The sequence below is a fragment of the Mesorhizobium sp. M1409 genome, assembly GCF_040317535.1.
Lineage (GTDB): Bacteria > Pseudomonadota > Alphaproteobacteria > Rhizobiales > Rhizobiaceae > Mesorhizobium.
The window spans coordinates 1-26077 of the sequence record NZ_JAMYKV010000071.1 but is presented as its reverse complement, the minus strand read 5'-3'; the positions used below and the strand labels follow the sequence as shown (position 1 = coordinate 26077).

At 59.8% G+C, this 26077-nt stretch carries 19 protein-coding genes and 6 pseudogenes; 13 read left to right on the top strand and 12 right to left on the bottom strand.

Features of this window, described 5'->3' with window-relative positions:
- From NKG99_RS32455 to NKG99_RS32445, 3 genes and pseudogenes are all read right to left on the bottom strand, one after another.
- Window positions 1-391 (bottom strand): annotated as a pseudogene (locus NKG99_RS32455) (RHE_PE00001 family protein); the annotation flags it as partial.
- A gap of 240 nt (window positions 392-631) precedes the next feature.
- A pseudogene (locus NKG99_RS32450) lies at window positions 632-1062 on the bottom strand (plasmid maintenance toxin (PemK-like)).
- Window positions 1049-1372: a type II toxin-antitoxin system Phd/YefM family antitoxin gene (locus tag NKG99_RS32445; RefSeq protein WP_352873375.1), complete on the bottom strand. Its 324-nt coding sequence runs from the start codon at window positions 1370-1372 to the stop codon at window positions 1049-1051. Before NKG99_RS32445 ends, NKG99_RS32450 begins: the two are co-directional and overlap by 14 nt.
- An 83-nt stretch (window positions 1373-1455) precedes the next feature.
- Here NKG99_RS32445 and NKG99_RS32440 point away from each other — a divergent pair, with 83 nt between their 5' ends.
- The 3 genes from NKG99_RS32440 (at window position 1456) to NKG99_RS36090 (ending at window position 3479) form a co-directional block, all read left to right on the top strand.
- Window positions 1456-2631 (top strand): site-specific integrase, encoded by a 1176-nt coding sequence (locus tag NKG99_RS32440; RefSeq protein ID WP_352873373.1) that lies wholly within the window; start codon window positions 1456-1458, stop codon window positions 2629-2631.
- Between the two features lie 133 nt (window positions 2632-2764).
- Window positions 2765-3214 (top strand): DUF8758 domain-containing protein, encoded by a 450-nt coding sequence (locus NKG99_RS32435; protein WP_352873371.1) that lies wholly within the window; start codon window positions 2765-2767, stop codon window positions 3212-3214.
- Complete coding sequence (locus tag NKG99_RS36090; RefSeq protein ID WP_502913099.1) at window positions 3177-3479, top strand: DUF8757 domain-containing protein; 303 nt, start codon at window positions 3177-3179, stop codon at window positions 3477-3479. The genes NKG99_RS32435 and NKG99_RS36090 overlap by 38 nt, the downstream gene beginning before the upstream one ends.
- Before the next feature lie 66 nt (window positions 3480-3545).
- On the opposite strand, the gene NKG99_RS32430 is transcribed toward NKG99_RS36090, so the two are convergent.
- From NKG99_RS32430 to NKG99_RS32410, 5 genes and pseudogenes are all read right to left on the bottom strand, one after another.
- On the bottom strand, window positions 3546-4025 hold the full coding sequence (locus NKG99_RS32430) for a DUF488 domain-containing protein (RefSeq protein ID WP_182574645.1): 480 nt from the start codon (window positions 4023-4025) through the stop codon (window positions 3546-3548).
- Window positions 4026-4236: 211 nt separating this feature from the next.
- Entirely contained in the window at window positions 4237-5442 is a 1206-nt protein-coding gene (gene repC / locus NKG99_RS32425; RefSeq protein ID WP_352873369.1) for a plasmid replication protein RepC, read from the bottom strand.
- Window positions 5443-5595: 153 nt separating this feature from the next.
- The gene (repB, locus tag NKG99_RS32420) at window positions 5596-6582 is read right to left on the bottom strand and encodes a plasmid partitioning protein RepB (RefSeq protein ID WP_352873367.1); all 987 of its coding nucleotides are present in this window, start codon (window positions 6580-6582) and stop codon (window positions 5596-5598) included.
- A gap of 68 nt (window positions 6583-6650) precedes the next feature.
- Window positions 6651-7859: a plasmid partitioning protein RepA gene (gene repA, locus NKG99_RS32415; RefSeq protein ID WP_352873365.1), complete on the bottom strand. Its 1209-nt coding sequence runs from the start codon at window positions 7857-7859 to the stop codon at window positions 6651-6653.
- A 519-nt stretch (window positions 7860-8378) separates the two neighbouring features.
- Window positions 8379-9501, bottom strand: a pseudogene (locus NKG99_RS32410) (site-specific integrase).
- A 251-nt stretch (window positions 9502-9752) separates the two neighbouring features.
- Between NKG99_RS32410 and NKG99_RS32405 the strand changes: the two are divergent.
- From NKG99_RS32405 to NKG99_RS32380, 6 genes and pseudogenes are all read left to right on the top strand, one after another.
- Window positions 9753-10049 (top strand): hypothetical protein, encoded by a 297-nt coding sequence (locus tag NKG99_RS32405; RefSeq protein WP_111543956.1) that lies wholly within the window; start codon window positions 9753-9755, stop codon window positions 10047-10049.
- A complete protein-coding gene (locus tag NKG99_RS32400) occupies window positions 10039-10632 on the top strand; it encodes a type II toxin-antitoxin system VapC family toxin (RefSeq protein WP_352873363.1) in 594 nt (197 codons plus the stop codon). Before NKG99_RS32405 ends, NKG99_RS32400 begins: the two co-directional genes overlap by 11 nt.
- A 253-nt stretch (window positions 10633-10885) precedes the next feature.
- A pseudogene (locus NKG99_RS32395) lies at window positions 10886-11741 on the top strand (DUF1403 family protein); the annotation flags it as partial.
- Between the two features lie 555 nt (window positions 11742-12296).
- Complete coding sequence (locus NKG99_RS32390; RefSeq protein WP_352873381.1) at window positions 12297-12539, top strand: hypothetical protein; 243 nt, start codon at window positions 12297-12299, stop codon at window positions 12537-12539.
- Window positions 12540-13159: 620 nt separating this feature from the next.
- A complete protein-coding gene (locus tag NKG99_RS32385) occupies window positions 13160-14245 on the top strand; it encodes an HlyD family secretion protein (protein ID WP_352873362.1) in 1086 nt (361 codons plus the stop codon).
- A gap of 32 nt (window positions 14246-14277) precedes the next feature.
- On the top strand, window positions 14278-16437 hold the full coding sequence (locus NKG99_RS32380; RefSeq protein ID WP_352873360.1) for a peptidase domain-containing ABC transporter: 2160 nt from the start codon (window positions 14278-14280) through the stop codon (window positions 16435-16437).
- 453 nt (window positions 16438-16890) lie between these two features.
- On the opposite strand, the gene NKG99_RS32375 is transcribed toward NKG99_RS32380, so the two are convergent.
- The 3 genes and pseudogenes from NKG99_RS32375 to NKG99_RS32365 all read right to left on the bottom strand — a co-directional run.
- On the bottom strand, window positions 16891-17175 hold the full coding sequence (locus NKG99_RS32375) for a hypothetical protein (RefSeq protein WP_352873358.1): 285 nt from the start codon (window positions 17173-17175) through the stop codon (window positions 16891-16893).
- Window positions 17133-17402 carry a dihydrodipicolinate synthase family protein gene (locus NKG99_RS32370; protein ID WP_352873379.1) on the bottom strand — a complete coding sequence of 90 codons (270 nt, stop codon included), beginning with the start codon at window positions 17400-17402 and terminating at the stop codon, window positions 17133-17135. The genes NKG99_RS32375 and NKG99_RS32370 overlap by 43 nt, the downstream gene beginning before the upstream one ends.
- A gap of 74 nt (window positions 17403-17476) precedes the next feature.
- Window positions 17477-18073 (bottom strand): annotated as a pseudogene (locus NKG99_RS32365) (PLP-dependent transferase); the annotation flags it as partial.
- Between the two features lie 393 nt (window positions 18074-18466).
- Here NKG99_RS32365 and istA point away from each other — a divergent pair.
- Window positions 18467-19582 (top strand): annotated as a pseudogene (gene istA / locus NKG99_RS32350) (IS21 family transposase); the annotation flags it as partial.
- A gap of 812 nt (window positions 19583-20394) precedes the next feature.
- On the opposite strand, the gene NKG99_RS32340 reads toward istA, so the two are convergent.
- Window positions 20395-20775 (bottom strand): hypothetical protein, encoded by a 381-nt coding sequence (locus NKG99_RS32340; RefSeq protein WP_352873382.1) that lies wholly within the window; start codon window positions 20773-20775, stop codon window positions 20395-20397.
- Between the two features lie 807 nt (window positions 20776-21582).
- Between NKG99_RS32340 and NKG99_RS32335 the strand changes: the two genes are divergently transcribed.
- The 3 genes from NKG99_RS32335 to NKG99_RS32325 all read left to right on the top strand — a co-directional run.
- On the top strand, window positions 21583-21969 hold the full coding sequence (locus NKG99_RS32335; protein ID WP_352873356.1) for an ectoine synthase: 387 nt from the start codon (window positions 21583-21585) through the stop codon (window positions 21967-21969).
- Window positions 21970-22641: 672 nt separating this feature from the next.
- Entirely contained in the window at window positions 22642-22788 is a 147-nt protein-coding gene (locus tag NKG99_RS32330) for a transposase (RefSeq protein ID WP_352873354.1), read from the top strand.
- A gap of 638 nt (window positions 22789-23426) precedes the next feature.
- On the top strand, window positions 23427-26077 hold a 2651-nt coding region (locus NKG99_RS32325), incomplete at its 3' end, for an AMP-binding protein (protein ID WP_352873352.1).

Below are 26077 nucleotides of genomic sequence, written 5' to 3'. Positions count from 1 at the left end.
CGTCCCGGCTTTTTTGGCCCGCCGCCGGCATGGCGCCGCCGCGACCGGTCAGCGCCAAAAAACCGTCGCGGCTGAGCGCCCAGTCGGGCTTTTGCGCAAAAATCCGCCGGCGGGTTCGCAGCACCGCGTGCGCCCGGGTGAGTTCGTGGGTCGGCGTGCGGATGTCCATGTGGGCGTCGTGCAGGACAAGGTCCTCGAGGTGGACAAGTTCGCCCTCGAGCCAGAGCGCGGAAGCCGCGTCGGCAAAATGCTGGCGCTCGACAAAGCCGTCGCGGACCGGAGAGCGGGCGACCCGCTCGTCGAGGCGGACCAAAACCGCGGTCGCGCGGGCAACCGGCCCGATCAGGGTTTCCAGGGGCAGTTTGTCGAGCGCGTAAGCCATTGTTTTCATGATGGCTGATTCGCGTTGGTCAAGCTAGTGAGCTTATCACTGGACTTACATCGTGTTTCCTTAGGGACAAAAATCACTATCGATAATCACCTCTTATCGATAGTGATAGATTAGACGGCGCAAAGGCGCTAGATTCGCACGAGATCACAGCCGCGACGGCGGCAGAAAAGCCTGGAAGACGCCTTCATGAAGACTGCCCCTGCCCTGCTGCCGCCCGGCCTGCCGCAGCGCCAGCTGACGTCACGCCGTGCGCGACGTGCTGGTGTGCGCCTGGCCTGTCGCGATGGCGACGAACCGGCGCTTGACCGCGGCAAACAACGCCGGCGGCAGCGGCCCGTAATAGCCGCTCTCCGTCTCCAGCGGCCGGATGTCGGGTCCCGGCCAGGCGAAGCGGTTGCTTTCCGTCAAAACGATCCACGACCGCTCACCGTCAAGCCGCAAGCGCAGCTTAACCGCAGCCGGGATCTCGATGGCATCATCGGGATCGACGGCGGCGAATGGGTGATCGGCAGGACGCGGACGACCGGCGAGCCGTCCTCCTGCATGGCGACCAGCGCCAGCACCAGGCAGGGCCGGTCCTTGTCGCCTTCCTCGCGGCCTTCGCGGTGCTGCCAATGCCAGAGATAGGAATAACGGAAGACGTGGCCGACCTTGATTTCAGCCGGCAGCATTTTTTGCCGTCAGGCCTTTTGCCCCGGAGGGTTTTGACCCAGCGGGTTTTGCCCCGAACAGCTCGTCGTTGAGATGGTCGAGACCCGGCTCCATTTCGGAGGCATCGACTGCGGCGATCTCGTCCGCGCTGAGCTCCGCCGTCAGCTCGACCCGCCGGTCGCGCTTCGACAGCCGGACAAAATCCTCGTAGGCCAGCAGCACGGTGCGCGGGCGGCCGTTCTTGGTGATGATGACCGGGTCGCGAACGGCGGCATCCTGATAGGCGCCAAAGTTTTTCGAGACGGCGGCGGCGGTGACGGTGGTGGTCATCGGCGAGACTCCTTTGTTCCGGAATATACGGGCTTTCCGGACTTTCCGCAAGTTCGAGGCGCCGACCAAGTGGAAACCAACCAGTGACAGAGCAGCTTGCTAACACCAAAAATGCTGAACTCGTCGCGCGGCGGGCCGAGGCCCTCGACGCGCTCGATTCCGTGCTGCCCTTCGACCGCCGCGATTTTCTGGCCGACCTCCTGACCGACGACGACGTCGCAACGCTGCGCCATCTCGCCAAGGAAGGCATTGGCGCAAATTCTCTGCGGGCGCTGGCCTCCGACCTCGGCTATCTTGAGGCCTGGTCGCTCGCCGCCACCGGATTTTCGCTGCCCTGGCCGGCGCCGGAGGCGCTGCTGATCAAATTCGTCGCGCACCATCTGTGGGATCTTGCCAAACGCGAGACCGATCCGGTGCACGGCATGCCGGCCGACGTCGCGGCGACGCTGAAATCCCAAGGGCTTTTGCGCAGCGACGGGCCGCATGCGCCCAACACCGTACGCCGGCGGCTGTCGAGCTGGTCGACGCTGACCAAATGGCGCGGTTTAACAGGAACGTTCAATGCGCCGGGCCTGCAGAGCGCCATAAGACTGGCGGTGCGCGCCAGCGCCCGTCCGCGCGGCCGCAAGAGCAAGAAAGCCGTGACCGCCGACATTCTGGCCGCCCTGCTCAACACGTGCGCCGGCGACCGTCTCGTCGACATGCGCGACCGCGCCCTGCTCATCACCGCCTTCGCCTCCGGCGGCCGCCGCCGCAGCGAGATTGCTTCGCTCAGGTTCGAGCAGATCGTCGAAGAAGAGCCGGTGCCGGCCGATCCCAAGGTTCCGGATTCTTCGAACATGCTCCCGTGCCTGTCGATCCGGCTCGGCCGGACAAAGACTACACAGGCCGACAGCGACGCCTTCGTGCTGCTCGTCGGCCGGCCTGTTCTGGCTCTGAAAGGCTGGCTCGAGCGCGCCGGGATCGCCGAGGGCGCCGTATTCCGCGGCATCGACCGTTGGGGCAATCTCGAAACCCGCGCCCTGACGCCGCAGGCCGTCAATCTGATCCTGAAGCGCCGCGTCGCCGAGGCTGGGCTCGATCCGGCGGCGTTTTCCGCCCATGGCCTGCGCTCTGGCTATCTCACCGAAACCGCCCGCCGCGGTATTCCGCTGCCCGAAGCCATGCAGCAGTCACAGCACCGCTCAGTGCAACAGGCCTCCAACTACTACAATGACGCGGAACGGACCCTCGGGCGGGCGGCGCGGGTTCTTGCCTGACCCAGATCGTGCTTACCGATGAGGGGCTGAAGCTTGGGAGCGCCTTTCCGAGATCTAGTAAGCGCTGATTCAAGACTATCCGATATACCGCTTGTTTAAGTGAATTTACTAGGCAAGGGCCGGGAGGGGTTCGATGGCTACGCGAAAGGCAAGAATTCTGATTCTTTGCAAGACATACCCATCGCCAAGCAGCAAATATTCCGAGACTTCTTGCGTGGCAGGGATGGAAGACAGCGGACATCTGATCCGCCTTTTTCCGGTGCCCTTTCGTCTAATAGATGACGATCAGCAGTTCAAGAAATGGCAATTCATCAAAGCCACGATCGAGAAGGCCAAGGACGACCACCGACCGGAAAGCCATCACATTAAGGTCGACACGATCGGCAGGGATGGTCCCCCTGTCTCAACCAAAAACGCATGGGCAGAACGTTGGGCCTTCTTAGATAAGGCGAGAATCCACGACGAATTTTCGGCGCTTGAAGCGGACCGTGTATCGACCGGTCACACCTTGGCGTTTCTGCGTCCCTCGAGGATTTTGGCAGTCGATGTTACGCCATCATCGAATAGGCCAGCCTGCTGTTGATACTTCAGAAGCTTGTCCCGTTCCTGTGACGTCCAATCCGGGTTCGACGGCAGCTGATGCTCGAGCAATTAGAACGCTTCGCAAACTCCCGTTTGAATTTCACTATCGCTACCGCTGCGACGTTGGAGGCGTCCAGGCAGAGTATCGGCACAAAATCGCGGACTGGGAGGCAGGCGCTCTTTTTTGGAATTGCCGAAAGAACTATGGCGAGAAGTGGGAGGCCCCGTTCCGAGAAAAATTGGAAACCGTTTTGCAGCTGACCTGATTTTCTTGATGGGCACGATCCATAGGTTTCCCGCTCAATGGCTAATAGTCAGCCTGATTTATCCCCCTAAGCGGCCACCGCTCCGAGAGCGTCAACAATCTCTGTTTGATCTGTGAGATGGGATATCGCTGCGCCGGTTTTATCGGCCACGGCCCGGGCAACGTATGTCCTATGGCAGAACCGATAGTCTGCCTCAAAGCATACAAGACAGGCGTTTTTTGATCGTGTGAGTTTGGCTACTTCTTCCACAGATTGGTCTTGGCCGCCCAAATACTGGAGAAATCCGGCCGTATAAATCGACCAGCTACCATCCCGTTTGTACCTGTCGCGAACGTTCTTTGGACACCCCATCGCCTTTGCATGGGTGTATGAAATTCCGGCCGATGCAAGAGCCTGCTCAAATGAGGTTTTCGAGAATCCACGTTTCCGCGAAAGTGGCGTGGCGCGGACGTCCACAACAAGATCGATTCCGGCAGCCTGAAGACGAGCAATGAAGCGATCGATGGTCAGCCCTTCATATCCGAACGTGTAAATGGACTTGGTCATCGGCCTGCCTCCTTCGTAATCACCATATAGCTTGAGCGACAAAATCTGAAAGATCGCATTAAGGACCTGGTGTGATTGCGCGGAAATGCCACCGTTCCATCATGTTCGCCCCTCAAACTCCACCGCCAAATTCCGGAGAACGAAAGCAACGGTATGAGTGGTGAAACGTGGCTGGATGAAGCTATCACGGCGGACTCCAGTGCCCTCTCAGTTATCCGGCCATCCTGGTCGGTGACCCATTAGCTTTCAAAGCAGCCATCAGCATCGGCCCGACCGAAAACTCCCCTGCCCCAGCCTTATCGGTCAGCACGCGCAGATAGCCGCCCGCTGAATTGATGTGCTGCGCCCTTTGCAGAATGCAGGCGATCACCATTGCCGCGGTTTCCTGCCCCATCACATGGCAGGCGTCCTCGTATGCGGAAGGCGACACGCCGAGATAACCGCGCACCTGGGCCGCCGTGACCATTAAATCGCGCCAGTTGCCAATCCCGTCGACGGCGTAATCCGCAATTTCCGGGCAGGCCTTCAGCACAATCCCTAGCGGGTATGCTTTCGGAGGCTTTGCGGTCCTCGTCCTTGGCTCGGCCGTCGCCCCGCTTTTTTCCAAAGCTGGTTCAAATTCAAAAATAGAGTCGGTATTTGAATCAGATTGCTGCCGCTCGCTTTGAGAGTCATTGCCGCTCGGATTCATGGATTCCATATGAATTTCCAGCAGCTTATCCACGTCGTCATGCAACGCGGCCAGATCAGCCACGATGGGTTCAAGCTCGGCAATGCATGCACGACGCGGAATTGCCTCCACAATGCTGCGGAACCGCTTCCCCAGGCCTCCCCAGTCGCCCGGCACGTCTTCCTCTACGGCCGCCTCGATCAGCTTGTGGATATCCCGGCGGTGCAGCGTAATGCGTTCCCTCATAAGCCTGAGCGCCCTATTGTCGGCGCGAACACGCTCGGCCGCCGCCTCGAACTCGCAGGCACGGGCCAGCAGCGGCGCCAGGGAGAAGCCAAATGCTTCCTCGATCTCCCCTCCTCTGCCCTTGCGTGCATAACGCTTGCCGTTCGGGCTGTCCCGTCGGATGACTAGCCCGCAGTCCACAAGAGCCGCCAGGTGCCGCCTCACTGTGGCATCGGGCATTCCGTGCGCCCTGAGGGACAGCTGTGCGTTCGAGGGAAAGACGATGAGGCCGTTTTCCTCACTCAGCTCGCTGTCAGGATAGAATGATACCAACGCATTCAGGACGGCCAGAGCGCGATCGCCGATGCCGACGATGCTCTTGCCCTCGCAGAGGTTGCGGTAGATCTGCCACTTGTCGACGACCCTGCCCTTGGGGATCTCACGTGACTCGTTTTGCGCTGCCAGCATGGCAAGCGACATCGGCCGCCGCCCAAAGGGCGTCGTTGCAATACCCGTCTCCACTTTCTTTCACCTTCGATTAGGCAAAAGAAATCTGCTCGCCAAAACGGCGCCACGACTCTTGACAGTGATTCGGGGAAATGCGATTCTCAGCTTGCGACAGACGAGAAGGGCTTCCGCGACGGTGACGTTCGGGGGCCTTTTTCTTTTGCGGTTTCAGTCTCCTGTTGAGGTCTGCTCCGACTTTCTGAACGCCTCATAGAGGTTGCTCAGATTATCGGAAATCCACGTACCAAAGCGGCTGCCGTCCATCTCCTTCACGGCGATCGTGATGGCCTTGCCTGCCTTCTTAACGCTGACGCTAACTGCTTTGTCCTCCGGGACCCAGGATTGTGCTTGGGATTTCAGACCTACCTTGCGAATCGGCTTCCCCTTCGCATTCAGGGCTCCCAGCAGCCTTTCGAAACGTTCGTTGCTTTCCAACTCACCGAATTCTGGTTCGGACAAGATTGCATTAACCATTTCCAATTTTTTGCCGGCGAGGAGAGACAGCTCAACCCACCGCTCGCGGCCCACAGACCTAGCGGATCCAATCTTGCCGATCACAGACGCCGGAATTCTTGAGACGACTGATACCATCTTTGATACCGCAGCGGCGTTCGAGGCCAATGCTGACGAGATCACATCTCTGTCGTACCCCAAATCCTCAAGACGCTTTGCGAACATCGCCTTCTCGATGAAGCTAAGATTTGCACGAGCGGAATTCTCCTGACCCTGGGCAATTACATGGGCCCTGTCGTCGATCTCCTTGACGACTGCCCTTACCTTCCGTCCCAGCTCACGAGCGACTCGGACTCTGCGGTGGCCGAAGACAATCATGTAGCGGCCGTCGGAGCCTGGATGCGGACGGACAAGTATGGGAGAATCCTGCCCCCTTTCCCGAATAGCTTCCAGCAGCTCTTGGTACTGCTCCTGGTCGTCGCCCATGCGGTCGGAAACGAACGAGCCGTCGACTGCGCTTGGGTCGAGTTCCACGACATGCTCGCCCTCAAGATACGCATCCGCTTGCTTTGCCAACTCGTTGACCGAACGGATCATGGATTTTGACGCTCCGCGGATCGGATATGCTGCAGCCGCGGTAGATGACTCCCGCTCGCCGGCTTCCGCTTCTACGAGGCCAGAAAGAAGATTCTTACGTGCCATATTTTACCTCCAGGCAGCGCAGGCCGTTGAATACATTTAGAAAAGGTGCACTTTTGTCAGCAGACAAGTCAGCGCCCCCATGCTTCATGAATCAAAGCTACGATTTCGCCATTAACGACATCCAAGGCTTCCATTGCCCGCTCGTATGTGGACCGGGTCATCGCATTCTTGTCGACTTCGTAAAGGGTCTGCTTGGTGATCCCCGCATCGGAAATCGCCGTTGATTTCAGCATCTGGTTCTTTAGGATGAATTCGCCGAACAGCGTATGCAGGAATGCCACCATCTGCGCTTGCGGCTGGTCCGTAGGTTCGAATCGAGTAACAAGGTAGCGATACCACTCCAGATTCACCTCGGCACCGGCCGCTCTGATCGGCTCCAGGATGTTCCCGAGCATCAGCAGAAACTGGCCCATGCTCATCACATCGAGCATCTGCGGATGGATCGTGATCAACACTGAGGTCGCCGCGGTCAGTGCAGTGATGGTCAGGTAGCCAAGCTGCGGCGGACAATCGATAACTATGACATCGTAGCGATCGTCGACCTCCATCAATGCCTTCGAGATGCGTGTGAAGAACGCCCTGCCCGCATTCGAAGACTTGTCAGTCATTGCCAGAGGCGTGTCGTATTCGAATTCCTGGAGCTCTAGGTTCGCTGGGACGATGTCCAAGCCCGGGAAATTCGTCGGCTTGATGATCTCGGAGAGAGGCACCCTCTCCTCGTCATAACGAATCGCGTCGTAAAGGGATTTCGTCTGGTCGAGTTCAGGCTGGAACCCATGCAATGAAGAAAGCGACGCCTGCGGATCGAGATCGACCGCTAGGACACGGTGACCGGTAAGCGCAAGGTATTGGGCGAGGTGGGCAGCTGTAGTGGTCTTCCCGCTGCCTCCCTTGAAATTAACCACAGCTAAAATCTGAAGCTTCTCGCGGGGCCGCCGATGGGGAACATACATGCGGGCGTCAGATCGACCGTACTGGTCCAGATACTGGCGCAGCTCAAGCATCTGTTCAGCAGTGTACGAACGTCTGCCCGACGTCGAGGTTTCAGGCACCGGTCCCTTTCCTTCCAGATGCAGTTTCTTCAGATGGCTCTGGGAAACCCCCAGATACGTGGCAACCTCCGCCAGCGAGAACGAACGAAGATTTTTCTTCGCGTTGGGAGGGAAGCGCTGCATCGAAAGCAGGTGCAACTTCTTCGATATCTGGTCGCCCTGATCGAGGATGCTTTGCTCGAACAGCAGCGGGATCTTTGTAGGAACGGGCGAGTTCACGTTCATTCGATCGAGACTCTCTAAAAACGATTTTTGACGTAAAAGCGCCAAGCAACCGTCATTATGTCCGATTCGTTCGCCCGGGCAAGAAGTTTAAAGTTAACAAAAGCTTAACGGTCGCGGAACGGGGCTCAACAATATGATTCATGCAACTGAATATGCTGCACAATTCGGCGATTTTGTCTGCGGACAATGCCTACCATCCAAGCACAAATCCTGCTTACCCAGGCGTCCCGCCTAGTTCTTATCGGCTTCCGAAGGTCCGCATCGGTGCCTGGCAAGTGATCACGACACTCTGAGCCTATGACGAGTATTTGCACATCAAACTCGACCGCTTCTGACCCGACATTGCAAAGCGCCATGTTGTCTTTCACCTCCCTTGAAGACGTTAAGCAAAGCGTTCCAGGTGATAGCTCGTCGGAGGAGAGGGGGCAGCACTCTTCAGTCCGTTGCCTAACGATAAGCGCCAAGTGGGAGGACGGAATAATGGTGTCGAGTTCTCTCAATGGGAAAAGAGAGGGCTTTTCAGAGCCCGGGCGCCTTAGTGAGGTTGATCCGAAAACGGTCGCGACGCCGCTGGTACTTGCGGGTCATCCCGGCGCTGGCGTGGCCGAGCTGCTTCTGCACATAACGCTCATCAACCTCGGCAGAGGAAGCCAGGCCAGCTCGCAGTGAATGTCCGGAAAACTTCTGTCCCCGCTCGCCCTCGGAGAGATCGCCGCGCATGCCGGCGGCCAAGGCCGTGCGCTTGACCAACCGGGCCACCTCCTGATCGTTGAGCCGATCGACGCCGACCGTTTTACCCTGACCAGTAACACGGCGGAACAAGGGGCCATGCGCGATGCGGGCAAACCTCAGCCAGGTCTTGAGCGCGACAACCGGGCAGGTGGCGTCGGACGAACCGCGGCCGATCTCGACCTCGCGCCAGCCGATCTTGCCGCGCAGTGTCACAAGAACACCTTTGTCGAGCACCTCGACCCAGCCGCGGCCATCCTCGGTTTGATCGCGGGCAAGATCGAGGCCGACGATTTCGGAGCGGCGCAAGTCGCCTGCGAAGCCCAAAAGCAGCATGGCGCGGTCACGCAGGCCACGCAGCGTGCCGCGGTCGAGCGTCTCCAGCATGGCAACAAGATCGTCGCGCAGTACGGCCTCCTTCTGACGGGGCGGCGTGCGTATTGCGGATGCCGGCGAGCACGGTGGCGATATGACGGTCCTTCCGGTCAAGCGATTGGCCGCGCTGCGTGTAGTTCCAGGTCAGGGATGACAGGCGGCGCTCGATCGTCGCCACCGCCTTTTTGTCCCTTCCAGTGCCCGAAGCCTGCGCGGTGATATAGAGGCCGACGGTCTGCGGGTCCGGCCGCGATGGATCAAAAGACTGGCGCCGGCACCGGGCGCAAAAATGCTTCCAGTCGGCTGCGTAGGCGCGACGGGTGTTCGCCGAACTTGCTGCCTCGACATAATCGCGCGCACGGTCGGCGAGCTTTTCGAGATGCGTAGGCAACGATGCCTGTCGCGGGTCAAGGACCGGCGGGGGAGGGGAGGGGCCTTCATCCGGCCGCCCCATCTCCATAACGACGTCGACAATGTCCGGCAGGTCACCGGCGTCGATTGCGTCGGTGGACACCATCAAATTACGGGCTTTGCCCATCCAGCCTCGTCCATTCTAATGTCGCAGCAACGCGATTCTTGCGAGCGAAGGTGCGGCCAAAGTCCGGAATTGTCCACCGCGAGCTGTGTGACGGAATAGCTGCGGGAATTGCCTCCGCTCCGGTCCTGGTATCGCATCAGCGGGAGCGAAACGGGCCTTTCGGATCCAGGGATGGCCTCTCAGGGGGTGGTCTCTCCTTGCTTTCATGTTCAACATCCTTTATATTCCGTTCAACAGATGGAGATCCCAAGATGACCATTCGTGGCGCAGCGACAGCCGCAAGCGAGGAGCGGATCGCCCACACCCGCAACCGTCTGGTGCTTGAGCAGGCGAGAGCGGTCGGCCTGCTGGGCGCGGCCAAGAACACACGCCTTTCCGGCAGGGTGCCGTCGGAATTGATCGAGGCGGCAAAGAAGCGCGCCCATGTGACCTCCGACACCGAACTGCTTGAGCTCGCCTTGTCGCGGCTGGCCCTCGAGGATGATTTTGGCGCCCGGCTCGTCGGCCGCAAGGGCAGCATCTCCGCGGACATCGATCTTGGCATTTGATCTAGGCGGCGCACTGCGGTCCCTAAAACCACAGCGGCGTAGGGCAGGGCTGGAACGGCGACCAGATTCCGCCCTGTCGTGGGCAGGTGACCAGCCGCCTGTCGGCGGCGTATTGCTCCTCGACACCAGCGTCTATCTGGATGTCCTGCAGGGACGTACGCCCGAAGCGGTCGATAACCTTCTGACGTATCGGCTCTGTCACCACTCGGCCATCTGCCTTGCCGAGCTCAGCCACGTGTTCGGCCGGCTCGACCCGGCGCACCCGACGACGAAGTCGGTCCTAGGAGCCGTTGCGGATACGATCGAGGATATTCCGGCGCACCGGCTGCATGCACCCGACGCCACCGCTTGGGGACGCGCCGGCATGCTGGCCGGCCTGTTGTTCCGGCTGAGCCATCTGCCGAAAGGGAATGGGCATGAACGCCGCTTCCTCAACGATGCGCTGATCTTTCACCAGGCCGGTATGCTCGGGGCGACGGTCCTGACCGGCAATGTTGGCGATTTCGATTACCTCAGCCAGCTTGTTCCGTCGGTGCGGGTGACCTTCTACCGGGCAGCGCCAGGTTTGCGCCCGCAGGCTTAAAAGCGTCAGTGGGATGCACCAGCGCTATCGTAGCCGTTCCAGGAAAGACCGTCGCGCTTGTGGGATGGTCCGGAAGGTCGCTGGGCGTCTATTTTGGGCTTCTGTTCGACGAAAACGGCCATTTCTCTTACAAAGCGCAAACGAAACCCGATGATAATGCAACATTATCATTCCTTAGGGGGCGCCGACAGGTGCGGCGGATTCAACGCAAATCGATTGCCATAAGCGCCGCGCTGACTCATGCTGCTCAATGATGATTCTGCGACCCAAACCCTCTCCGCGCCACCACGCCACGCTTGCCGATGCCCCTTCGGCCGTGCCGCTGGCAACTGTGCCGGCTTGGTTGCGCCGGGCCACCGCGGATGCGCAAAGCCTTGCGAGAAAAGATATTGAGGAGGTCGCGATCGCCGCTGGCGCCACTCTCGGCGCGCTCGACGTGGTGGTCCGCCGGCAGGAGCGGTGGGCCGGCGCCTGGCGGCAGCGGCTAGCACTTTCGGCGGCCACCGCAACGGCAAAGCAGGCCGGCCGCGCCAAGGATGAAGGCGCGCTGCGCGACGCCGTGCTGCTCGCGCGACCGGGCGATTTTTTGTCTGTCGGCCCGGCCGGTCTTTTGCTGCTCGCCTGGCGCCGGCTGGCGAGCCCGGTCCGGGGACGAATTGCTGACGGAGAAAAACCTCGCCGCGGTGTTGGAAGAGTTCGGCTACGCCCCGGATGATGATGTGGTCAGCGATCTGGCGGCTGATCTTCGGCAACTCGCGGCCGGCGCTGGCATGGTCGCAACGCTGGCCGGCACATTCATGGCCGCCGAGCGACACAGCTTTGCTCGCCCCGTCGGGGCCTGGCTCGCCGACGCCCTGCTGGCTCAACGGATGGGTTGGACACACGCGGTGCCGCTGCTGGGTGCCGAAGCAGCCTTGGGCACGGGCGCTCGCCCGCTTCGATCGGCAGCCAGCGCTGTGGCGACAAGCATTGAGACAGATCCTGAGCGTGCGAAAGGTCTGCTTGCCGCGCAGGCGCGGGCCGCGTTGCGCGCCATCGATCTTTCCGCTGAGCTCGAGCGCCGGGCGGACCGGCTGCTTGCGGTGGCACCGAAACTACGCGGCCGGGCGCGCAATGACGCGCCGTGCAACCATGGTTTTTCCGAGGCCGACTTCTTCGGCGACCAGAAATTGCCGTATAGCCGACGCATCCGTAATAGACGTCGGAAAACATAGTCCACGGTGGCTCGCTGGAAGGGCGTGAGAAGCTTTAAATGCTCTTCGGCACGATAGGTCATTGGCGTACACCCTTCGAAGCCATGAGCGGTACAATTCGTTTGGGCGGCCCTTGTCGCTGCCCTCAGTGTCGCGTTCAGCCTTGTGCTCGCTTGCGCCACGCCATTCCCGGCCGTCGCTACGGTGGCCGGGGCAAACCTCTCCCGTCGTGGTGCCCTGCTGCAACAGGTGTGTCGTGGCTCGCCAATCAGGCGGTCGGTTAACTCCTACTCGGCTATCCGACGACATGGGATAGTCTTGCATGGGGCGGGGCGATCGGTCTCGCCGCCCGCTTGCGGCTTTGCGGTGCTGGTGCTGCGCGACGGGGTCGGGCCCCCCTTGTCCCCTATGTCGCCAAAATCCGCAACGGCGTTGCTGTTTCTCGCATCCTTCGTGGGCCGAGGCCGCCTGATGGCGATGATAACCTACGTCTTCACCATCAATCACGTCGCGAATATGCTCGGAGAGGACCCCGAACTCCTGGAGGCGATCGTCTGTAACGACGACACTCTGTCCTACGGTAGTCTCATCAGCGTTTACGACGGCACGGGCGCCCATGCCGCCGCTCGACCAATGACTGGAAACGATTTCCTCGAAGACTTCGTCTCAGACCCAGACATCATCGCACGCATCACAGCGAAATCTCCGCGGTAACAATCGGGCGCTTACACAAGACCACACTGCCGCAAGCTGCTCAGCGTGTTCCAGATGCTGTTCCTGACAGGCCGGTTCTCTCGGCAGAATGCTTGGCCGAAATATATCCTCCATGCAGGCAGAGCTCACCTACCCGCACTGGCCCCTACCAGTGTCGGGTTTGTCGAATCCGCGACACGGTGACGTCTGGCTGGCGTGCCGCCGCGCTCTCAGTGAAGCCATTGAATAACATCCAGAACAGTTTTCTGGGTCGCTTCCTGTGCAGTTGGCACGACTCTTGATGTTGGTTGTACGGCGGCAAAAGCCGCTAAATGGCAGACTGGTTCATCTTATTTGATCTCTAGGAAAGGAGATAGCAATGAAGGTCGATCTGTCAGACTATGGTGTGACTGAATTGGCTCCAGAAGAAGCATCCACAATTTCGGGCGGGTGGGCTTTTTTTGGGGCGATAGCTTTCGCGGTGGCGGGGTTAATTGGCGTTGTGGCTGCGACTATACTGGTAGCGGCGAGGCACTGGAAGAGACACGGTTAGAACATTAGTGTGCAAGCTAAATACCCTTTCTCCTGAAATTGCCAGCTACACTGCAGAGAGCATTCTCTCCCGACGATCAGGACGATCTTTGATCATCTATCGGCTGATTTTGCTCTCTGTGGTTGCGACGTTGGTGTCGCTGCCACTCATCACCATAGCGATCTCTGTCCAAAGTGCCGGTATCATTCGCCCCACCGTCGAGAAGACGCCCCTGGTCGCACCCGTCTCCGGACGCATCTCCCGTATCCTTGCCGTTGAGAACGATCTGGTTGCCCAGGGGCAGGAGATTCTCGCCCTTGATGATGAGGTGGTTGAGGAAAAGCTCAGGGCGTATAAAGGCGATATTCGCGCTAAGAGTGATCTTGCCCGTGACCTCGAAACCCTGATCTCCTCCGGCACGAAGGCCAAGGACCCGATCCTCCTCCTGACCGAGTCCGCCAAGGCGGAGCGGGCGCATTTTCTCAACCTGCTGCGGGAGAACCAATATGCCAGCAGTAATGCCGCGGCGGAACTCGACCGCGCTAAGCGACTGCTCTCCGCTGCTGCAACGCCCGCAAAGGCCGTTGACGAGAAGGCGTTCGCCCTCCAGAACATTGAGGTTCAGGGGGAGATCCTTGCCCGGCGCAAATCCGCCGAATGGAACCAGCAGCTCTTCGACCTTACCCTGCGCCTCAAGGAACTCACGGCCACCGTGCATCAGCTCGAGAAGGAACGGGATCTCACCCACATTCGGGCCCCCGTGTCAGGCGCACTCGTGCAATTCACCGGCCTGACCCCCGGCAGCTACATCCAGGCCGGGCAAACCGTTGCTTGGGTTTCGCCGGACGACGAACTGGTGGCGGAAATCTACGTCTCCCCCAAAGACATCGGCTTCGTGCGGGAGGGCCAGTCGGTGCGGCTCCAAGTGGATGCATTCAACTACAATCAATGGGGTCTCATCGATGCGACAGTGCTCGGCGTAGCGCAGGACTTCACCCTCCACGACATGAGCCCGGTCTTCAAGGTCCGCTGCGCACTCTCTCGCACCCATCTCGCACTCAAGAACGGGGTCATCGGTCATCTGAAGAAGGGCATGACCGTGCGGGCCCGCTTCCTCGTGGCAGAACGCACTCTTCTGCAACTCCTCTACAATGAGGCCGACGATTGGCTCAATCCCCTCCTGGCGGGCCACTAATCCTTCCCTATCCAAACAGCCAGCGAGCCGCCATGTCGAGCAAGGTTATCAAGTTCAAGCAGCACGACATCACCGATTGTGGAGCTGCCAGTCTTGCTTCTGTCGCAGCCTTCTATGGTCACAAGCTGCCATTGTCGCGCATCCGCCAGTATGCCTCGACCGACCGCTCCGGCACTACCGTACTGGGCCTCACGGAAGCGGCCCGGAAGCTGGGCTTTGTCGCCAAGGGAGTGAAGGGTGGCTTCGACAGCCTGTACAAGATCCCCAAGCCCGCTATCGCGCACGTCGTCGTCAAGGGGGTCCTTCACCACTTCGTCGTCATCCAGGCGATCGACGCGAGGTGGGTCACCGTCATGGACCCAGCCTATGGCGAAATCCGCAAGCTGCCGCACGAGGAATTCAAGACGCAATGGACTGGCGTCCTGGTGCTCCTGGTTCCGGCAGCCACCTTCAAGCGCCGCGACGAGACCATTGCGCCGCTTGCCCGGTTCGCGCGTCTGCTTGCGCCACAAAAGGCGGTGATGGCCCAGGCTCTCGCCGGGGCGCTCGTGACGACGGTACTCGGGCTCTCGACGGCAATCTACGTCCAGAAGATCGTCGATCATGTGATCACAGCGGGCAACCGCAACCTGCTCAACCTGATGAGCCTCGTCATGCTGGTGATCCTGGTGGCGCAGATCCTGATCAATCTCCTCGGGAACCGGCTTATCCTGCAAACGGGGCAGAAGATCGATGTCCACTTGATCCTCGGCTACTACAAGCACATCCTAAACCTGCCCCAGAAGTTCTTCGACAGCATGCGCATGGGCGAAATCATCGCCCGGATGAACGACGCGGTGAAGATCAGAAGCTTCCTGAACGACGTCTCGATTAACATATTCGTTGACGTGCTAATGATTCTATTTTCGTTCGGTCTGATGTGCATCTACTCGTGGAAGATCGCCTTGGTCGTGGCGGTCTCCATTCCACTGTATCTCTTGGTCTATTGGACCATCAACCGGCTGAATAGCAAGCACCAGCGCGCCATTATGGAGGATGCCGCCAATCTGGAGGCGGAGCTGGTGGAATCGCTCGGAGCTGTCTCCACAATCAAGACCTCCGGCATGGAGAGTTTCGCTAACTTCAAGATGGAGATCCGTTTCATCAAGATGCTGCACTCCGTCTACAGTTCCGGTCTCATCTCGATCTTTGGGGATAATGCCTCGACTTTCCTCTCGACCCTATTCACCATCGTGCTGATGTGGTTCGGAACGACGCTTGCCCTGGATCAAACCGTCACGCCCGGCGAGTTACTGTCCTGTTATACGTTACTCGGCTATGTCATCCGGCCGGTCGCCAATCTGATCCAGACTAATCGGATCGTTCAGGATGGCTTCATCGCAGCGGATCGCCTGTTTGAGATCTTCGACCTGGAGCAGGAGACAAGCGGCGGCGGCATCGATGCCACAAAGTCCGACCTTGGTGATATTCGCCTGGAGAACGTCACGTTCCGCCATGGTTCGCAGCCGGAGCTTTTCCATGATCTCAGCGTCACCTTCCGCCGGGGCGAGATGACGGCCTTGGTGGGGGAAAGCGGCTCGGGCAAGAGCACCCTTGCGGCGTTGCTGCAGAATGTCTACCCGCTTGAGGGAGGACGCATCCGGATTGGTCCCTTTGCCCTCCAGGATCTCTCAACAGTGTCCGTGCGCAAGGCTATCGCTGCTGTGCCGCAATCGGTCGATGTGTTCTCGGGCTCGGTGATCGGGAACATCGCCCTTGGCGAGTTCGAGCCGGACATCGAGAAGATCCTGCACATCTGCGATCAAATAGGGCTACGAGAGCTGATCGAGCGCTGGCCCGGCGGTCTCCAGACCTATTTGGGCGAGAATGGTATACGCCTCTCCGGCGGCGAGAAGCAGCAGCTTGCGTTGGCTCGGGCTCTGTACCGGGATCCGGAGATCCTGATCCTCGACGAAGCGACTTCCTCTCTCGACTCGATAGCCGAGGGGTTTGTCCTGCGAATCATTGAAGATCTTCGTCGGGCCGGTAAGACCATAATCGTCATCGCTCATCGACTCAGCACCGTTCGTAGGGCCGACAAGATCGTGGTCTTCGACAAGGGACAGCTTATTGAGGAGGGGAGGCATGCTGATCTGCTGGCAACTGAAGGTGCTTACGCACGCTTGTGGCGGGCGCAAACCGGATCCAGCTAACCACGACGGTGCCGTAGCGCATCGATCACCGCCAGATCCGGTCATCGAGACCTAGGAGCGTGGCCTGCAGCATCACGTATGAGCTGACGCGGATCGCATAGTCGCACTCGGTGAATAGCGTCTCGCCTGCCCTGCATAATCGCAACATTCCTCCGCATCGTCTGTAATGCGGCTTGAGCTCGGGGGTCATTCTCGTCAGATTGCCAAGTGCCCAAATACTCACCATCCCGAGTGACGACAGAACATTACCGAGCAAGTTAATCTTCCAGCGAAGCATTGAACGAGGTTGTCCCTTTTTGCATGTAGCGAGCATTGATAGCGTCGAGGCGTTGCGTCGGCGGGTCTCGCTCGAAAAGGTTGTGGCCAACAAGCTACGCATCGCGATCGAAGAGCGGCGGCCGAACGTGTCCGTGCGCGAGCTCTACATGACAGTTCCTTTCACTGGCCGCCGGGTTATTCACCGGCTGGCATCCGATGGCAAGCGTTCCAACGCGGCGGCGATCTGGCGCTTCGCTGCTGAGGGCAGAGGCAGGATTGGACGCGGTCGGCACGGCAAATGTCGAGCAATTCGGCAAGTGCATAGACGACGCGAAGGCTCGAGAACTCCTTGAAGAGGTGGCTCCAGAGCGGCGCAAGCGTGGCATCGATCCGTCGCGCTTCGGCCGCACCGCCCTGTTGCGCCGCCGTGCCGATCTTCACGCAGACCTCGGGCAGGATGCCGGCGAGGATCTGTACCATGTGTCGGCGCCGGCGATCATGGCGTCTGCAGCGTTCCAGTCGCCACTGTGGCCGATCGAGAACCCTTCCCGCACAGTGCGCCTCTGGTCGGCCAGATGGCTCTTGATCGCATCGCCCTTGTCTGTCGGATTCTTGATAATGACAATCGCACCCACCTTTGCCAGGCGGCTGATGAGTGCTGGGGTGAAATGGAAATGCGTCGTTCCTGGATTGTCGTAGACGACGATCGGCAGGCCGCTCTCGCCGCCACCATCGAGAAATGTTCGAACACCTCGTCCTGAGTGAGCGGGGTGTAGGAGGCGGCCGCAAGCAGCCCCGCGGCAGCTCCCTTGGCGTCCTGCGCGAACCTCACTGCTTCATCGGTGCGCAGCGCGCCCACACCCACCACGACCGGCATTCGCCCGGCGATTTCGTCCAAGGTCTCGGCGAGCGTCCGTCGCCGTTGTGGATCGCACAGATCGACCGCGACGACCTTGATGCCGAAGCGGGGGACCGCCTGTTCGACCATGGCAAGCGTGTTCGCATAACCCGTCTTGTGGACGACGAGTTCATCACCTTGGGACAGAAGCGACAGGATCAACGTGGCGAAAGCCGCTATGCCCGAGGCAACCACCAGACCTGCCTCGGCTCCTTCCAGATTGGCGAGCCGTCGCTCGAGGATTTCCGCCTTAGAATTGTATTCGCGCGCATAGCGCCTTCCGCGAAGCGCGGCGGCGGCCTCGTTCGCTGCCACGCTTTCGAATCCATAGGTCGAGGTCAAGAAGACTGGCGGCTGAACGGCATTGGAGCCGGCCGGATCGTAGCCATGATGGAGATCGCCCGGGTGGCAAATCCGGGACCGGTGTGGTTGAGCGACCCACTTGGAAGCATCGCTTTCGGATTGATGGGAGCGGGTCATTCGGCCTCTGAGATCTTTCTTGGTTCCGAAAAGATTGACGGCAAACTGGCTAATGTGAATATCGAGTTGGCGATGAAAAAGATGGTCCAGTCTTCAAGTGCCGGTTCTGCAGCGCGCTCGCACGCGATGGTTGCACGCCAGATTACGAAGCCCTTCGCGAGCAAATCCTCGGCGGCGTCTACGAAACCGGCAGTCAGCTGCCATCCTCCCGGGCCCTGGCAAATGACCTCGGCGTGTGCGCAGGCTGAACGGCGAGCGTCGGGAAATGTTGTTGGGTGCCTTGCAGCGCAGCTTCGGGGATCGCATCACTGTCCAGGGAGCAGATGCGGGACTGCACGTCGCCGTTTGGTTCAATGACCTGCCCCGATCGCGGGAAACGGCCTTGGTCGAATCCGCCAGAGACGCTGGCCTGGGGCTACACCTGATCTCGCCCCTTTACGCCCGCGCGTGTCGGCGCTCGACCGGCTTGATGATTGGTTGAGGGAGCGATTTTTCCGTCATGACGGCAACGGGGACGTTATCGCCAGGAGTTGGCGGACGAACACGGGATCATTATCAGCCTGCGTTCGGTGGAGCGTGGGGTACAGCATTGGCGCCGGGAGCTAAAGGCGCAGAAGCGGGCGACAGTCCGCTTCGAGACGGCGCCCGGTCATCAGATGCAGATCGACTTCGGCGATACCCGTGTTTGGACCGGCGGCGAGCGGGTGCGGATCCATGTGTTTGTCGGGACTCTTGGCTATTCGCGTCGGGTGCATCTCCGGACCTCGCAGAGGCAGCGCCAGGCCGACTGGTTCGGATGGAGGGCGCATTCCTGCGGCTGGGGGCGTTCCGGGCCTGATCGATAATGCGGAGGCTCTTGTCGAGCACCATGACGCGGTGACGCGCCAGGTGAGGTTTACGCGCAGCTGCATGCCTCCGCCCGGTACTGGGGCTCCAGCCGGGGGCCTGTGCTCCCTATCAAGCACGTACGAAAGGGAAGGACGAACGCGGAGTGGGCCACGTCAAGAAGATCGCGATCGCCGGGCGGCGGTTCGAGAGCTGGGCGGCGTTCGAGGCGCATCTGGACCGATGGACGCGCGAGGTCGCCGATCAGCGCGAACACGGCACGACCGGTGTCGCGCCGGTGGAACGCTTTGCCGATGAAGCTCGCACGCTTCGCCCCCTGGCTGGGCGTGCCCCGTTCGGTCAGTTGCGGGACCTGGTCCGCAAGGTTCAGGCCGACTGCGCGATCGATCTCGACACCAACAGCTACTCGGTCCCTTGGCGCCTGATCGGCGAGAGCGTCCAGGTCGTGGTGCTGGCAGGCCGAGTGATCATCCGTCATGCCGGCCAGGTGGTGGCCGACCATGCGCTGTGCCGAGGACGACGGCACGAATCGTGGACCGAACTCATTTTGTCGGCGTTGCCGGCTTCGAAGGCTCGGTACGCGCCGACCCGGTCGAGATCGCGCCGGCCGCGTTGCTGCGGCCGCTTGCGGAATACGAGGCGGTTGCTGGAGGGGCTTGGTGATGACGAACGTAGATCACGCGACCAGATCGACACGCTGAGCGTGCCGCCGCTCGCCGGCATGGCGAACCTGTCCGATAGGCGTGAGCCCGGCTAGCCTCCGACCGCGAATGTTGCGGATGATCCGCGCGGCTGGGTTCGAGCCCCCGCAAGCGCAGCGTGCGGTCGGCATCGACAGCTGGGCCTGGCGCAAGGGTCAGCGCTAGGGAACGATCACTGCGATCTTGAGCGCAACCGCGTGCTGGATCTGTTGCCGGACCGTAATGCCGACACGATCGCATCATGGCTGGAACGCCATCCTGGCATCGAGATCATCGCGCGCGATCGTGCTGTCCTCTATGCCGAGGGCGCCCGTCGCAACCCAGGTCGCCGACCGCTGGCATCTTCTCCAGAAGTTGGGCGAAGCGTTGCGTTTGGCCCTCGGCCGCCATCCGAAAAGCTGTCAGCGCCGCAGTGAAGGCCATGACGTCCGAGATGGCCGGGAAACGCGACGCCAAGCTATCCCCGAAACTTGATTGCCTGCGCCGGTCGAGGCGCAACCAGCGCAGTGAGCTCTATGCTGAAATCCTTCAGTTGCGGGAGGCCGGTCTATCGCCGCGACAGATCGAGCCCCAGATTGGCATGAACGTGAGAACTGTCGAACGCTGGCTCGCGGCGGGCGGTGAGCCCGAGCTCCGGCGGCCGCCCTCGCGCTCCCTCCTCATGGATCCTTTTCGGGAATATCTCAAAAGCGCTGGGAGAAGGCCAGCACAACAGGTTCCAGACCGAAATCAAGCACCGTGGCTTTAAGGCCAGCAGGGCGACCGTCTACATATCTACCGCCGGGCGAACTCACCCGCCGTTTTTCTGCAGTGATAGGAGGCGACGACGATGCAGGCCTCGAGCAACGCCGCGATGGAAAGCTCCGGCGCATTTTCTTGGACATAGTGAAGGAACCGCTCGGTCTGCTCATCGAGAGATGTCGGTCTTCGCTCAGGAGCCATGCACAGTCCCGACGCGATTGGCGGCCGCCACCGCGAATTTGGCGGAGGGGTCGGTGGCCTCTCACCGGCGAACGGATCGCCGATGCCACGGATAGTGAGCTGGCCTGGCCTCCCTTGCAGCAGGCCGAGGCTGTCCGGGCGGCAATCGCCCCGCTTTGGAGCACGAGCCCGGTCGAAGGTCAGATCAACCGCCTCACCAAGCGCCAGATGCACGGGCGCGCCGCCTATCCACTACTCCGGAGCCGACTGCTGGCAGCCGCTTGACCCAACCGGAAAAGAACCTCGATGGCAGAAAGCGCGGGCGGACAGGCCTGTTATGGCGGGTGGATTCCAATGGACTGGACCCAATAGGCGCTGATCGGCTTTTGAGCATGACGATGCTGATCGGTAGCGACATAGGTCAGCCGCCCCGGCCGCCGGTTCTCTTCGCGCATTTGACCCGAATCCAGATAACCGGACAGCATTGTGTCCGGTATCGCTTGGCAGTTTGTCAGATTGGCTTCACTGCGCTGCAAATCCTCGACTCTCTAAGCGGCTGAAAAAGCCATAAATTTATCGCTATCTGTCTACTAGCAGGCCTCTCTGATTGGGTGGCACGAGATTTGCTTCGTTAGCCAAGAGGCCGCGGAGCCGTATTCGTGTTGCGAGGCACAGCGAAGGAAGGAAACAACTTGCCAGAGCTGCGACCGAAAACGCTTTATGTGGCCGGCAATATCACCAACGGCATTCTAAAAGACGCCAGTTCGAGCGGCGGTGCCGCGCAGAAGTGGTCACATCACGGTAGTGCGCGCCCGAGATCGAGTTAGATAAGAACGAATGCTTCGCTTCTCTGCGCGTGGGGCAATAGCGGACATGGATTTACATGTCCTTACCGGCATGCCTCCGGTCCAAATAACCATTGCTTGCCTTTCGTCGTCGGGGGCGGGCGGAAGCCGCGCTTCTAGGTCAGAACAACGGCCTCCAGCTTCCACAATAGTGACTTTAACCTGTACTCCTGCAATCACAGAATAGGATAGCACTATGATTGTGCGTAGCCTGCACCATGTTGAAGCGACCGATCACTTCGTCGATTGGGGCAATGGTACTAGCCACCGCCTCCTGACGGATAAGGACGGCATGGGCTTTAGCATCTGCCACACCGTAGTGCGCGCTAACACCGTCTCGCTTCTGCAATACCGCAATCATCTCGAAGCCTGCTACTGCATCGCCGGAGAGGGCGAGGTCGAGGACATGGACGGTAATGTCTTCCCCATTCGCAAGGGCGACATCTATGTGCTTGACAAGCATGACAAGCATCTTCTGCGCGGGGGCCAGGACAAGGACCTGATCCTCGTCAGCATCTTCAACCCGCCCCTGAACGGAACCGAGCGCCACAAGCTCAACGACCCTGCAGGCTCGACATATTGAGCAAGGCGAACAAACGCCAAATCTCATTTAAACCGCCGCTCATTGCGAGGAACATTCACCTTAGCGACCCAACAACAAAATTTGTTCTCTATCTTGCTCATATCGGCTGTTCAGTTACATGTGTAAAGACTCGGAAGTCAGGCGCGTAACGCAGATCCTGCGTCGATGAATCGAATGTGAAGTGGTGATGACCTGCCATTAAACTTTCATCAAGCGGCGATTGCGCTGCATTTCCGGTGCTCCGATACCATTCTCTGGACCGCCGGGATTAAAGTTTTCCGGTAGTCAGGCCCTCACCACCGCAAGGCAATCTCGGTATCTCCGATGAAGCACTGACCTAGAGGCTGCGAATACTGATCCTGATCAATGATGTCGCAGCGGACATGCTGCCCGCAAATCCTTTTGCCGCTTGAGCAGAAGCTGGGCAAGGTTCTGCTCAAGCGGCAAAACGATTCTCGCCTCAGGTGGGTCAAAGCTCAGATGGACGTTATCGATCAACCGCATCATGATGATGCGGTTGATCCAGGCCGATGATAGCCTGAAAGCTCGCTTCGCCCTCCTTGCCTCCATTCCCGGAATTTCCACTGCGACGGCCTTTACGCCAATCCTCGAAATGCCAGAACTCGGAGACTCGATGAAAAAGCCGCAACCTCCTTATGAGGCCTCGCTCCGATGAGCCGACAATCCGGACGATGGACCGAACGCGCTTTCATTGCTGGCGGAAGGGCCATCGTCCGACAAGCGCTCTATATGCCAGCACTTGTTGCAGCCCGCTTCAATCCGATCTCAAGGCCAAGTACAAAGGCTTGTGCCGATTGATAGCGCGCTCAACGGCACGATGTCTGGCGATGTCGGATAAGTGACAAAGCAGTATTATTGCGATCATATTGATTGAGAACGACTTCACCTTTTGGCACGATACGTGCGTAGTCTTCTAACAAGGCGCATAGACTGAGGAGAAGTCGCGCGATGATCACGCACACCGGAAACTCAGACGAGGGTAGGGTGGCAGCTGCGATACTGCCGGCGACGATATTTGGTGACCTGGGAGCTTGGCGGGGATTGGGAAGATCTGGCTCCGCCGCGCAAGAGCTTCGTTACCGTCAATGGACGCGAGATTACACTAGCGATCGTAGGCCCCCCGAGCAGATTCGAACCAGTGTGAGCGATTACGGAGGGCGGCGCCTAGGACGGGAACTGCCCAGCTTGGTGGGTGAACTGCGGGAGGGATGAAGATGGCACCTCGGTCTTCTTCGGCGCGCGGAAGTGCCTGCGTACCAGGCGATCAGGATAGGCATCCTGCAGCGCGATCAATCTGCTCGAGTGTCTTTGTTGGCGGTGGTACGCTTGCAGTTAGATGCGCTCAGCTGGCAACGGAGATGGGCCACGTCATTGGTGCGGCCCTGTGTGGCGACGCCACATTCGCAGAGTGGGCGACTCGTGCCAACATCCCCTGCATGGAAAGTGCTGAAGAGCTCTCCTCTTTTTTGAAGGCTGAGCCGGTGGATTGGATTTTCTCCGTTGCCAATCCGTTGATATTGCCACCGGACGTGTTTGGGCGCGTGCGTCAAGGTGCTTTCAATTACCACGACGGTCCATTGCCACGATATGCGGGAACGCACGCGACGTCCTGGGCGCTGCTGGCGCAAGAGACCGAATATGCCATCACGTGGCATCGGCTCGATGATGGTGTTGATACGGGTGACGTCGTGGTTCAGCGCCAGGTGCTGATTGCGCCCACCGATACGGCACTGACCCTGAACCTTAAATGCTATGAAGCCGCGATCGAGGGCTTCCGCGAGCTCTTAACTGGCCTCGAGAATGGGAAGCTTACTGCCTATCCGCAGGCGCTGGTGAACAGAAGCTATTTTCCGAAACGTCGACGCCCAGATGCGGCAGGCTGTCTGCGATGGGATCAATCCGCGCAAGAGTTGTCAGCGATGACGCGGGCCCTAGGCTTTGGGCCATATCATCCCAATCCAATGTGTCTGCCCAAAGCTCTCGTTGGCGATGAGGCTGTCACCGTCAGACGCCTGGAGGTGTTGGCTCAACGCTCGGGCTTTCCGGCAGGTTCGTTGCTTGAAGTCCACTCCAGCCATTGGCGTGTGGCGACGGGTACAGAGGATGTCGATGTTTGCTTTGGCGGCCCCAATGGCCAGGTGCTGGACGCGCGAGCCCTCGCTAGGCACTCCAATCTGGATGAAGATGGTCGCCTTCCGATCTTGAGCGATGAACAGGCGCGGAGCATAACTACCACCCATGAATTACTGGCGCCTCGGGAGCATTTTTGGCGACAGCGGCTCGAGCAGTTTAGAAGATTGCATCCTCCTTTCTTGTCGTCGTCCGTGGCTGTGGCACAGCCTAGGTGGCAGTCGAGTTCGTGGTTCATTCCGAGTGCTTTGGCTAAGCTGTCCCCACTCGATCGCACGGAATACTTGGTAACGGCTTGGCTGATCTATCTCGCCCGCATCACGGGTGAAACAGAGCTTCAACTGGGATGGACGCCTGCATCGGATGAATCACAAGCTGGCTCCAAAGCGGTGGAGGTGTTGATCGCCTCTGTCGTCCCGATGGAAGTTACCATTGATCTTGCACATGATTTTGAAGAAATGCGCAAAACGGTGGCGGCCGAATTCGCTCAGTTGAGGGCGCACGCTAGCTTTGCCCGGGATCTTATCGCGCGCTGCCCGACATTGCGAGGTGTGGAGGCGCTACGGTTGCAGCAGCCCTGGCCGATTGGCATCACAATCACGGCAGACAGCGGTTCCGTCGCTGGCGATCTGAAGACGAGCCACAGAGCTGGCCCAGCCCTATGCGGCGATTTGCTGACCTTTGAGGTTTGCGCTCTGGATGGGAGCTTTCGCTGGCATTTTGATGCCAGTCGATTAGCGCCGAAGCAGATCGACCGCATGACGCAGCATTTGCAGACTTTGTTACATGGTGTGACGGTCGACGCGGGGCAGCCGGTCGGCCGCATCGACATCCTCCCGGCCGACGAACGCACGTATCTACTGGAGCAGTTGAACCGGACGGCGGCGCCTTATCGGTCGGAGCGGTACATCCATGAGCTGTTCGAGGCGCAGGTGCGCCAGGCGCCGGGGGCGGTGGCGGTGGTCCATGAGAACGAGCGCCTGAGCTATGGCGAGCTCAATGCGCGGGCCAACCGGCTGGCGCATCATCTGATCGCCCTCGGGGTCAGGCCGGATCAGCCGGTGGCGATATGCCTGGAGCGCAGCCTGGCGATGGTGGTGGGTATTTTGGCGATCCTCAAGGCGGGCGGCGCCTATCTGCCGCTGGATCCGGCCTATCCGTCGGCGCGGCTGCGGCAGATTGTCGACGATGCAGAACCGCAACTGCTGCTTTGCGATGCCTCCGGCCGGACGGCACTGGGCACCGAGGCGCTGGCCGATGTCAGCGTGGTCGATCTGGATATGGCCACTCCGGTCTGGGCCGCGCGATCGCCTTTGGACCCGGAGCCGCGCACGCTTGGCCTCACCTCGCGCCATCTCGCCTATGTCATCTACACCTCCGGCTCAACCGGAACCCCAAAGGGCGTCGAAATGTCTCACGGCTCGCTTGTGAATTCGCTCTCGCCCTCACCGGGGAATGGAGCGCCAAAACGCACACTTCAATTCGCGACCCTGAACTTCGATGTGTCATCCCAGGAGTTGTTCATTTGTTGGAAGGACGGTGGACTGCTCGTGCTCGTGCGGGAAGAAACCCGTAGCGACTTCTCCGACTTGCTCGAATTCGTGAAGAGGGAGGCGATCGAGCGCCTTTTCCTCCCGTTCGTAGCATTGAACCATTTTGCGGAGGTCTGGGGGGCGCAGCAAGTGCTGCTGTCCTCTTTAAGCGAGATCTATACAGCCGGTGAGCAATTGCAAGCCACTCCATTGCTTAGGGCGTTCTTTGAAGAACATCCAAAGGCGAGATTGATCAATCAATACGGGTCCACAGAAATCAACGTCATTGCCGAGCACCGCCTTGCAGCTGACCCATCAAGCTGGCCCCAATTGCCTCCCGTCGGCCGTCCGATTGCGAACACGCGGGTGTATCTTCTGGACGGCCATGGCGCGCCGGTTCCATTCGGGGCGGTGGGCGAGCTTTA